This window comes from Pseudomonas brassicae, assembly GCF_010671725.1.
Classification (GTDB): Bacteria; Pseudomonadota; Gammaproteobacteria; order Pseudomonadales; family Pseudomonadaceae; genus Aquipseudomonas; species Aquipseudomonas brassicae.
This window is the reverse complement of record NZ_JAAHBU010000196.1, coordinates 1-11460: the sequence shown is the minus strand read 5'-3', so window position 1 is coordinate 11460 and position 11460 is coordinate 1. Positions and strand designations below refer to the sequence as shown.

The following is an 11460-nucleotide window of genomic DNA, read 5'->3' as shown; positions in this document are numbered from 1 at the left end:
GCTCGACCTCGCGCCAGCGACTTCAACACCATACCGCCCCGGGCATCGCCGCCGGCCTGCCCAGCGACCTGCTCAGCCGCCGTCCCGACATTGCCGCAGCCGAAGCGCGGTTGGCGGCGCGCAGGCCGATGTACGCGTCGCCCGCGCCGCCATGCTACCCAAGGTCACCCTCAGCGCCGGCCTCGGCTCGGGGGCTAACACCGCGGCCGATGTCCTGCGCAATCCGTTCTACAGCCTGGCCAGCGGTTTGAGCGCGCCGATTTTCAACAACCGCAGGCTCGGTGCCGAGCGCGACCGTGCAACCGCCGTGCAGCAGGAGTTGCTGGAGAAGTACCGCGGCGAACTGATCAATGCCTTTGCCGACGTCGAAAAGGCCCTCAACAGCATCGACGGCCTTGATCGCCAGCGCCAGTGGCAACGTATCGAGCTCAGCCAGGCCCAGCAGGCGTTCGACATCGCCCGTACACGCTACGAAGCCGGCGCCGAACTGCTGCTCAATGTGCTGGATGCGCAACGCACGCTGTATGAAAGCCAGGACGAAGCCGTGCTGCTGCACCTGCAACGCCTGCAGGCGAGTATCGCGTTGTACAAGGCGGTGGGAGGGGGTTGGCAGGTGCAGTGACTACACCTGCCGGTTTCAACTATCGGTTTCAACTGCGGCGCGTGACCACCAGGTGACGCGCATACCAGGGCCGCTGCGGCACACGGCGCAACAGGCCGTCGAAGCGCGACTTGTCCTTGGTGTTGGCGAAAATCACCCGCAGCGCCAACTTCATGGTTTCCGGGTCCATCTCCACACTCTTGCCTGGCTGCAGGCCTGGCGTGGTGCTGCAGCCATGGGTCACGGGGCCAAGCCAGGGCTGCTCGACGTCCACCCAGCGGCCGGGCGCGAACCACGGCACGTCATTGACCCGGTTGCGCACGACCTGGCCCGGATGGAACCGTTCATGGGCACGGAACCAGTCGTCGATGCGATCATCGATCCAACCATGGAACAGCCAGAACACCGGGTTCACATGGGAGGAAAACGGATCGCCGAGAAAATCGTTGTCGGGCCCGTACCAGCGTGCGGAAAAGTCGTCCAGGTCGCGCGCCATCGGTACCGGTGCGCCATTGGACGGGTCGCGCGGCACCGAAGCCCAGCGCATGTGCAGCCAGTCGTGCAGGCCCAGTTCCATTTCCGACCCCAACTGCCCCAGGGTCAGGCGTGACAGATAGCGCGGGTCGCGGTACTGCGACTCCCACACCTCGAAGTTGGCATGGTAGGTCTCGGGGTTCTTGATATCGCTGACCCACTGGGTGTACTCGTCGTCACCGGGCGCCAGCCAGGTCGGCGGTACCGCGCAACCGTCGTGGTTGTCGAAGTAGCGGGCGAAGCCTGGGCGGTCTCGTTCGAGCTCAGGCTGCGGCGCCGGAAAGCGCGACCAGGACGGCAGGTGCTGCAGCGAGCGCGCCGTGTGCAGCATGTGCCGGTGCATGAACAGAAAGTCCACCCCGGAGCCATTGCGGTCCTTCTTCGGCCCGCGCGCATCGCGCTCCAGGTCGCGTGTGCCCGGTTGCCAGCCGAGGCCGCGCAACGCATTGCGCTTGTCTTCGGGCAGCTCGTGCCACTGGTCGCGCGACGCGTGCCAGAGCTGATGGAACAGGCGGTGCTCATCCGAAATCAGCCAGTTCAGCAAGGCCGGCTGCAGACCGATGCGCTCACGCGCTTCCGGGAACAGCTGGCGGGTCGCGACAAAACGGTTGTCCTGCTCTGGCAGGCTGAGGCTGCGATCAAGGTCCAGGATACGCCCGGTCAGCGTGCCGCTGCCCGCGTTGGCAAATTCGCCCCATACCTCGTCCAGCACCATGCTCAACTCATACACCGGGCGGTGCGGCCCGACCTCGCGGTCGAACAGACGCCAGGTCAGCTCATCGGGCTTGAGCGCGGCCAGGTCGCCGAGCAGGCTGTAGCGTGGCGCGGGCGCCGCACGCAGCGCCTGTGCGGTGTCGATGAAACCGCGTACCGCACGCCCGCGTGGCGCGATGTCGATGAACACCTCCAGGCCCTCGGCAGGCACCCCGCGCAAACCGGCCTCGCGCCCGTGCAGGCGCAGGTTCCACACCCCGCGCAACTGGTCCGCCAACTGCCGGCCCGGTGTGTCCGCCAGCTCGACCTTGGCCTCGCCCGGCGTGATCGGAAACTCCGGTCGCGTCAGTTCACGGTGCGCGTACAGCGCCGCAGGCACGGCGGCACCCGTGAGTGCCAAGCCCGCGACAAATCCTCGTCGAGATATCGTCATTGCCCTACCTGTATCAGCCTGGAAGCAGGCTTTATCCAAGCTAGGACGTAGGCTTGAGGGCGAAATTTAGTGCCCGCCCTGCCCGAGCGGCCCGATAAATTAATCCGTTCACCGCTCGTTCTTCCTGGGGAGCACACCCGTACCCCGCTGCGGGGCTGCGATGCGATTCGTCCTTCATGGAGACCCCAGATGATCACGCCCCCTTGGCGCAACGCCCTGGCCCTTGCCGCCCTGTTTGCCTGCCTGCTGCCCGCCGCCCATGCTGCCGACCTGGCCCCCGGCAAGGTGTTCCAGGACTGCAAGGACTGCCCGGAAATGGTCGTGCTGCCCACCGGCAGCTTCACCATGGGCACGCCCGATGACGAAGTCGGCCGCCAACCCGACGAGGGCCCGCTGCACCAGGTGACCTTCAAAAAGCCGTTCGCCGTCAGCCGTTTCACCGTGACCATGGGCCAGTGGCAGACGTTCCTGCGCGACACCGACTACAGAATGCCCGACGCCGACAGCCGCCCCGGCCGTAAATGCACGGCCGGCACCCCCAGCTACCCGACCACCGCCCGCCACCCCGCCGTGTGCATGACCTGGCATGAAGCGCAGCGCTACATCGACTGGCTGTCGAAGAAAACCGGCAAGCCGTACCGCATGCTCAGCGAGTCGGTGCGCGAATACGCGGCACGTGCCGGCAGCACCGGCCCCTTCCCCTTCCCGTTCGATGAAGGCAAGGCGTACAGCATCGCCAAGCACGCCAACACCTATGGCCCGGAAGACGGCTTCAGCTTTACCGCGCCCGTGGGCAGCTATGCGCCCAACGCGTTCGGCCTGTACGACATGCACGGCAACGTCTACGAATGGGTCGCCGACACCGTGCACGACGACTACGTCGGTGCGCCCACCGACGGCAGCGCCTGGATCGACAGCGTGCAACGCGACCCGTCCTGCGACTACCGCCACATGCGCGGCAACGACTGGACCGAAGCACCGATCTTCTCGCGCTCTGGCAACCGCAACGACCGCTGCGCAGACAACGCCGGCGACTGGCTGGGCTTTCGCGTGATGCGCGACCTGTAGCGCACGTGCCGGGCACCGCTCAGCACAGGGCGCCCGGCCGCCCCTTGCGGACTAAATCCCCTGCGCATTCAATCGTCCAGTTTCAGACAGCCCGCCGTGCGCACACTTGCTGTGTGCCAGCGGGCCTCCACTCGCCCATAGCACGTAGCCACGTCGCGACCGAGGTAGTTTCATGACCGCAGCACCGCGTAGCGCCATTCGCGATCTATTCAGCCTGCTCAGGCCTTACCGCACCATCGTGATCGCCTCGATCACCCTGGGCATCATCGGCGGCTTGAGCGTCACCGCCCTGCTGGCCACCGTCAACCAGGGCCTGCACGACGCCGGCGGGATGGGCAAGGGCGTGGTCCTGGCGTTTACCGGCCTGTGCGTACTGGCCCTGCTCAGCACCATCGTGGCCGACATCGGCAGCAACTACGTCGGCCAGAAAATCATCGCCAAGCTGCGCAAGGACCTGGGCGCCAAGGTGCTGGCTGCGCCTATCGAACAGATCGAGCGCTACCGCACCCACCGCCTGATCCCGGTGCTGACGCACGACGTCGACACCATCAGCGACTTCGCCTTCTCGTTTGCACCGCTGGCCATCTCGCTGACCGTGGTGATCGGCTGCCTGGGCTACCTGGCCATGCTCTCCTGGCCGATCTGCGTGATGACACTGCTGGCCATCGGCATCGGCTCGGCGGTGCAGTTCTTCGCCCAACGCCGTGGGGTCAAGGGCTTCCACGCGGCGCGCGACGCCGAAGACGACCTGCAAAAGCACTACCAGGCGATTGCCGAGGGCGCCAAGGAACTGCGTATCCATCGCCCACGCCGGCATGCCATGTTCACCCGCAACATCCAGGGCACGGCCGACTTCATCTGCGAAACCCATGTACGCGCGATCAACATCTTCGTGATCGCCAAGAGCCTGGGCTCGATGCTGTTCTTCGTGGTCATCGGCCTGGCCCTGGCCCTGCAAGCCTTCTGGCCCGCGAGCAACCCCACAGCCATGAGCGGTTTCGTGCTGGTACTGCTGTACATGAAAGGCCCGCTGGAAAACCTGATCGGCAACATCCCGATCATCAGCCGCGCGCAAATCGCCTTCCGCCGCATTGCCGACCTCTCGGAGCGTTTCTCCTCGCCCGAACCGCACCTGCTGCTCAGTGCCGCCGAGAAGCCGCCCAGCGCCTTCGAGGGCCTGCAAATGCGCGACGTGCAGTACAGCTTCCCGGCTGCGCCCGGCGCGGCGCCGTTCCGCCTGGGGCCGGTCAACCTGAGCATCGAGCCGGGCGAAATCCTGTTCATCGTGGGCGAGAACGGGTGCGGCAAGACCACCCTGATCAAGCTGCTGCTGGGGCTGTACACCCCGCAACAGGGTGCGGTCCTGCTCAATGGCGCCACGGTCGATGCCCAGGGCCTGGACGACTACCGCCAATTGTTCACCACGATCTTTGCCGACTACTTCCTGTTCGATGAACTGGTGCAGCGCGAAGGCGCGCTGCCTGACGATGCCGCACAGTACCTGGAGCGCCTGGAAATCTCGCACAAGGTCAGCGTGCGTGATGGCGCCTTCACCACCACCGACCTGTCCACTGGCCAGCGCAAGCGCCTGGCACTGGTCAACGCGTGGCTCGATGGGCGCCCGGTGCTGGTGTTCGACGAGTGGGCCGCCGACCAGGACCCGACCTTCCGCCGCATCTTCTACACCGAGCTGTTGCCTGACCTCAAACGCCTGGGCAAGACCATCATCGTGATCTCCCACGACGACCGCTACTTCGATGTGGCCGACCAGTTGGTGCGCATGCACAGCGGCCGCGTGATCAGCGAAAAAGTCCTGGCCTGACCGTTGTACCCCGGCGAGCGCACCGTCGCTCGCCGTTGCCCGCCTTTGCAACTAAATCGCATTCGTCGCCCTTCGTCTTCCTGACAACGCTTAATTCTGCCGACGGCGACGAGATCGACATGAATCAAATGAATCACCCCACTGACGACGACCTGCTGGCCCTGTTGCTGGCTGATGAAGCCGGCGCCGACCACGCAATCAAGGCCGGCTCGGTACAGGACGCCAGCGCCCTGTCCTTCGCTCAACAGCGCTTGTGGTTCTTGCAACAGTTCGACCCGCACAGCTGCGCCTACAACCTGCCGCGCGCATTGCGCCTGAGCGGGCAGTTGAATGCCGACACGCTGGAGCAGGCGTTGAATGCGGTGATCGACAAGCACGATATCCTCAGGACCCGCTTCATCGAAGTCGACAATCTCGCCCAGCAACAGGTCGACCGCCAGGCTCGGCTGAGCCTCGTTCGGCATGACCTGAGCGCGCTGTCGAGCCGTGCGTGCGACGACGCAGTACGCCTGCACCACGAAGCCGACCTGATGCAGCCGTTCGACCTGAGCGTGGCGCCGTTGATTCGCGGCACTCTGTTGCGCACCGGGCCTCTTGAACACGTGCTGCTGCTGAACATGCACCACATCGTGTCCGATGCCTGGTCCAATGCGATCCTGCTGCAGGACCTCGCCCACGCCTTCGCGCAAGGCTGCTCAGGGGTGCCAAGCGGCCTGCAACGGCCAGCGATCCAGTACGCCGACTATGCCCACTGGCAGCGTCAGCACTACCCGCTCAGCGCGGCCCACGAACAGGCGGCAAGCCATTGGAAGCAACTGCTCGACGGCGAGCTGCCAAGCCTGGACCTGCCCTTTGACAAGCCGCGCACCCCGGACCAGGCGCACCCGGTCGGCAACCACGTGCTCAGCCTGCCGGTATCGCTGGGCAACGCGCTGCAGCGCTTCTGCCAGCAACAGGGGCTGACCCCCTTCATCGTGCTGCTGGGTGCCTGGCAATTGCTGCTGGGGCGCTACACCGGCCAGCACGACTTCACCGTGGGCGTACCCAACGCCACCCGCAGCCAGGGCGAGACACAGGCGCTGGTCGGGTTCTTCGTCAGCAGCCAGGTCTATCGTGCCCGACTCGACGGCGCGCAACCTGCGCAGCAATTCCTGCAGCGCCTGCGCGAGCAGTCGCTGGCGGCGCTGGAACATGCCGACTACCCCCTCGAACTGATCCTCGAAGACCTACAATTGCAGCGCAGCACCCAGGCCAATCCACTGTTCCAGACCCTGTTCAACTGGCGCGTGGCCAGCCAGGACGCTGCTCAGTTGCACCTGGATGGCCTGACGGTCGAGTTCCTGGGCGTCGAGCAGCAACAGGCCAAGTTCGACCTGTCGCTGGAAGTCGACTACAGCCAGCAACAGATCGACGCCACGTTCAGCTACAGCACCGCACTGTTCCTGCCGCAGACCATCGCACGCCTCGCCGGCCACTGGCAGCACCTGCTACAAGGCCTGATCGACACGCCTCACCTGCGCCTCGGCGAGCTGCCGATGCTCGACAGCGGCGAACAGCAACTGATGCTCGACACCTGGAATACCACTGCCGAGGACTTTGGTGCGCACGCCAACCTGCAAACGTTGTTCGAGGCGCAGGTACGTACCACCCCGCAGGCCATCGCCGTTCGCCTGGGCACCGCCACACTCACCTACCAGCAGCTCAACCAGCAGGCCAACCGCCTGGCGCACACCCTGATGGCACTGGGCGTGGGTGCCGAGGTCGGCGTCGGCATTGCGTGCGAGCGCAGCCTGGAGATGGTGATCGGCCTGCTGGCGGTACTCAAGGCCGGTGGCGCGTACGTGCCACTGGACCCCAGCTATCCGCAGGATCGCCTGGCCTACATGATCGAGCACAGCGGCATCGCGCTACTGCTGACCCAGGCCTCGGTACAGCCCGACCTGCTATTGCCCGAGACACTGCAGGTCATGCTGCTGGATCACCTTGACGATGAGCCGCAGGCAGGCGCCGACAGCAATCCGGCACCGGTCATCGACGCAGACAACCTGGCCTACATCATCTACACCTCGGGTTCCACCGGCCGCCCCAAGGGCGTGCAGGTACGCCACGGCGCCTTGACCAACCACATGCTGTGGATGCAACAGACTTTGCAGTTGCAGGCTGATGATCGGGTCCTGCAAAAAACCGCATTCAGCTTCGACGCCTCGGTCTGGGAATTCTGGCTGCCACTGCTCAACGGCGCACAACTGGTGCTGGCGAGCCCGGAACTGAACGACGACCTGTCGCTGCTGTGGCCGAAGGTGCAGGCACAAGGCATTACCGTGCTGCAAGCGGCGCCCTCGTTGCTACAGGCCCTGATGGGCCAGGCCGATCGCGCGCAACTGGCCAGCCTGCGGGCGATCCTGCTCGGCGGCGAGGCGCTGAGCCCGGCGCTGGTGCAGCAACTGCGCGGTGTCAGCGACGCACATGTCTACAACCTTTACGGCCCAAGCGAAGCCACCATCGACACCTGCTGCCTGCATGTGCAGGCCCTCGGTGACGCGGTGATCGTGCCGATCGGTGAGCCGATCAGCAACGTACGCACCCACGTGCTGGACCCTGACCTGAACCCCTGCCCCATCGGTGTCAGCGGCGAACTGCTGATCGGCGGCGTGGCGTTGGCCCGTGGCTACCACGGCCGTGCGGGGCTGACCGCAGAACGCTTCGTGCCGGACCCCTTCGCGGGCCAGGGCGAACGCCTGTACCGCAGCGGCGACCTGACGCACTACCGCGACGATGGCCTGATCGAATACATCGGCCGCATCGACCACCAGATCAAACTGCACGGCCTGCGTATCGAACTGGGCGAGATCGAAGCCCGCCTGCTGCAGCAACCGCAGGTGGCCGAGGCCGTGGTGCTGGCACCGGAGTACCTGGGCAGCCAGCGCCTGGTGGCCTACATCGTCGCCAGCAACCCGTTGCCCGATGCCGAGGCGCAGGCACGACTGCGCCAGGCGCTGAGCACTGAACTCAAACAGCAACTGCCGGGCTACATGGTGCCAGCGCACCTGGTCCTGCTCGACAAGCTGCCCCTCACGCGCAATGGCAAGCTCGACCGCAAAGCCCTGCCGCTGCCGGACGCGGCCCACGGCGAGCACGCCTACGCCGCCCCTCGGTCGGCCATGGAGCGCCAGATCGCGGCCCTGTGGCAGGACGTGCTGAAACAGCCGCAAATCGGCCTGAGCGACAACTTCTTCGAACTGGGTGGCGATTCGATCGTTTCCATCCAGGTGGTCAGCCGTGCTCGCCAGGCCGGTATCCGTTTCACCCCCAAGCAGCTGTTCCAGCACCAGACCGTGCAAAGTCTGGCGCTGGTTGCGCAATTCGACGACCAGGCCGCCGTGATCGACCAGAGGCCGGCCAGTGGCACGGTGCCGTTGCTGCCGATTCAGCAGGCGTTCTTCGATACGCCGGTACCCTCACGCCATCACTGGAACCAGTCGGTGTTGCTCAAGCCCGCCGGGGCGCCACTCGACGCTCTGGTGCTGGAGCAAGCCCTCGATACCCTGCTCAACCACCACGATGCCTTGCGCCTGAGCTTTACCCGACAGGCTCAGGACTGGAGCAGTGCCTACCGCGCACCGGCGGCCACCCATCACGCCCTGCAACGGGCAGTGGCGGCGGATGACCGCGAACTGGAACAACTGTGCGAACAGGCCCAGCGCAGCCTGGACCTCGAGCACGGCCCATTGCTGCGCGCACTGCTGGTGAGCCTGGCCGATGGCCGGCAACGCCTACTGCTGGTTGCCCACCACCTGGTGATCGACGGCGTGTCCTGGCGCATCCTGTTCGACGACCTGCAAAGCGCCTACCAACAGTGCCTGGCCGGCCAACCTGTACAGTTGCCGGCGCGTACCAGTTCGTTGCAGGCCTTTGCCCACGCCCTGCGCGAGCATGCCCAGGGCGCGGCCGCCGGCGAGATGGACTACTGGCTGCAACAGCACCAGGCCATTGCCGCCGACCTGCCCGATGCCCAGCGCGTCACTGACGCGCCGGCACAGGTTGCGTTGCTCGATGCTCACCTGGACAGCGGGCGCACGCGTCGCCTGCTGCAACAGGCGCCTGCCGCCTACCGCACCCAGGTCAACGACCTGTTGCTCAGCGCCCTGGCCCGCGTGCTGGCGCGCTGGACCGGACAGCCCGACAACCTCATCCAGCTCGAAGGACATGGTCGCGAAGAACTGCATGAAGGGCTGGACCTGACCCGCACCGTGGGCTGGTTCACCAGCGCCTTCCCGCTCAAGCTGTCGGCGGCTGACGACCTGCAAGCCACGATCAAACAGGTCAAGGAACAACTGCGTGGCGTACCCGACAAGGGGATCGGTTTCGGTGCCTTGCGCTACCTGGGTGAGCAGGCCACGCGCGATGCCTTGCAGGCGCTGCCAGCGGCGCGCATCACCTTCAACTACCTCGGCCAGTTCGACACCAGCTTCGATGACGCCCGCCAGCCCCTGCTGGTACCTGCCGGCGAAGCCGCTGGCGCCGAGAAAGATGCCGGCGCACCACTGAGCAACTGGCTGAGCATCAACGGCCAGGTGTATGCCGGTGAACTGAGCCTGAGCTGGACCTATGACCGCAACCGCTTCGCCCCGCAGGTCATCGAACGACTGGCGCACGACTACATTGCCGAGCTGGATGCGCTGATCGAGCATTGCTGCGATAGCCGCCACCAGGGTGCAACCCCGTCGGACTTCCCGCTGGCCGGGCTCGACCAGGCGCAACTGGATGCCCTGCCGATCGACCTGGCCCAGGTCGACGATCTCTACCCGCTGTCGCCGCTGCAGCAAGGCATGCTGTTCCATACCCTGTACGAGCAGGATGCCGACGACCTCGGTGCTCGCAGCTACATCAACCAGATGCGCCTGGACATCAACGGGCTCGACCCACAGGCATTCGCCGATGCCTGGCAGGCCGCCGTCGACCGGCACGACAGCCTGCGCACCGGTTTCCTCTGGCAAGGTGAAATGACCCAGCCGCTGCAGGCGGTCTACAAGCAGATGCGCGTCCCCTTCACCCTGCTCGACTGGCAGCAACACGCTGACCTGGCCGGGGCACTCGACGCGCTGGCCGCTGAACAGTTGCAACAGGACCTGGCGCTGGACAAGGCGCCGCTGTTCAACCTGGTGCTGGTGTGCACCGCACCGGGCCAGCACCACCTGATCCACACCAGCCACCACATCCTGATGGACGGCTGGAGCACCTCGCAGTTGCTGGGCGAAGTACTGCAGCGCTACAGCGGCCAGACCGTGGTGGCCTCACCAGGCCGCTATCGCGACTACATCGGCTGGTTGGGCCGCCAGGATGCCGTGCTGGACCAGGCCTACTGGCAGACGCAACTGGCGACCTGGAAGAGCCGACCCGGCTGGCCCAGTCGATCACCAACAGCACGCAGGCGCTGGGCCATGGCGCCTGCTACCTGAGCCGGGATGCCCAGCGTACGCAACGCCTCAACGACTTTGCACGTCAACAGAAAGTCACCCTCAACACCCTCGTGCAAGCGGCATGGCTGCTGGTGTTGCAACAGTACAGCGGCCAGTCGTGCGTGTGCTTCGGTGCCACCGTGGCCGGGCGTCCGGCCGATATCGCGGGCGTGGAGCAGCAGATCGGCCTGTTCATCAATACGCTGCCGGTCATCGCCAGCCCGCGCCCCGACACCAGCGTTGCCCGCTGGCTGCAACAAGTACAGGACAAGAACCTTGGCCTGCGCGAACATGAACACACCCCGCTGAGCGAGATTCAACGCTGGTCCGGCCAGCGCGGCGAAGCCCTGTTCGACAACATTCTGGTGTTCGAGAACTATCCGGTGGCCGAGGCCCTCGAGCAGGAGGCACCTGCCGGCCTGACCTTCGGCACGGTCGGTTACCACGAGCAGACAAACTATCCCCTGACCCTGGCCATCAGTGCCGGTACCACCCTGCTGATCCATGCCAGCTACTCGCACCAGCACTTCAGCGATGCAGCCGTGCAGTCGATCGGCGAGCACCTGCTCAACCTTGTCGAGCGCATGAGCGACAACCCGCACCTGCACCTGGGCGAACTGGACATGCTCGACACCGCGCAGCGCCAGCGCGTGATCGAGACCTGGAACGCCACTGCCACCGAGTACCCACTCGATCAGACTGTCCAGCAACTCATCGAAGCCCAGGTCGAACAAACCCCGAACGCACCTGCCCTGGTGTTCGGCGAGCAGCACCTGAGCTATGCCGAGCTGAACAGCCGCGCCAACCAACTGGCCCATGCCCTGATCGC

5 protein-coding genes and 1 pseudogene are annotated in these 11460 nt (G+C 65.5%); 5 read left to right on the top strand and 1 reads right to left on the bottom strand.

What is annotated here, in order from left to right:
* Positions 1-622 (top strand): annotated as a pseudogene (locus G3436_RS14875) (TolC family protein); the annotation flags it as partial.
* A gap of 28 nt (positions 623-650) precedes the next feature.
* Here the strand turns inward: G3436_RS14875 and pvdP are convergent.
* Entirely contained in the window at positions 651-2282 is a 1632-nt protein-coding gene (gene pvdP, locus G3436_RS14870; protein WP_163946272.1) for a pyoverdine maturation tyrosinase PvdP, read from the bottom strand.
* Positions 2283-2471: 189 nt separating this feature from the next.
* Here pvdP and pvdO point away from each other — a divergent pair, with 189 nt between their 5' ends.
* The 4 genes from pvdO to G3436_RS28305 all read left to right on the top strand — a co-directional run.
* Positions 2472-3350, top strand: coding sequence for a dihydropyoverdine dehydrogenase (pvdO, locus tag G3436_RS14865; RefSeq protein WP_163946269.1), 879 nt, complete (start codon positions 2472-2474; stop codon positions 3348-3350).
* Between the two features lie 172 nt (positions 3351-3522).
* Positions 3523-5172 carry a cyclic peptide export ABC transporter gene (locus tag G3436_RS14860; RefSeq protein WP_163946266.1) on the top strand — a complete coding sequence of 550 codons (1650 nt, stop codon included), beginning with the start codon at positions 3523-3525 and terminating at the stop codon, positions 5170-5172.
* A 119-nt stretch (positions 5173-5291) separates the two neighbouring features.
* Positions 5292-10631, top strand: a complete 5340-nt coding sequence (locus G3436_RS14855; RefSeq protein WP_163946263.1) for a non-ribosomal peptide synthetase — start codon at positions 5292-5294, stop codon at positions 10629-10631.
* A partial coding sequence (locus G3436_RS28305) for a condensation domain-containing protein (RefSeq protein WP_338001263.1) occupies positions 10535-11460 on the top strand: 926 nt, incomplete at its 3' end. The genes G3436_RS14855 and G3436_RS28305, both read left to right, overlap by 97 nt.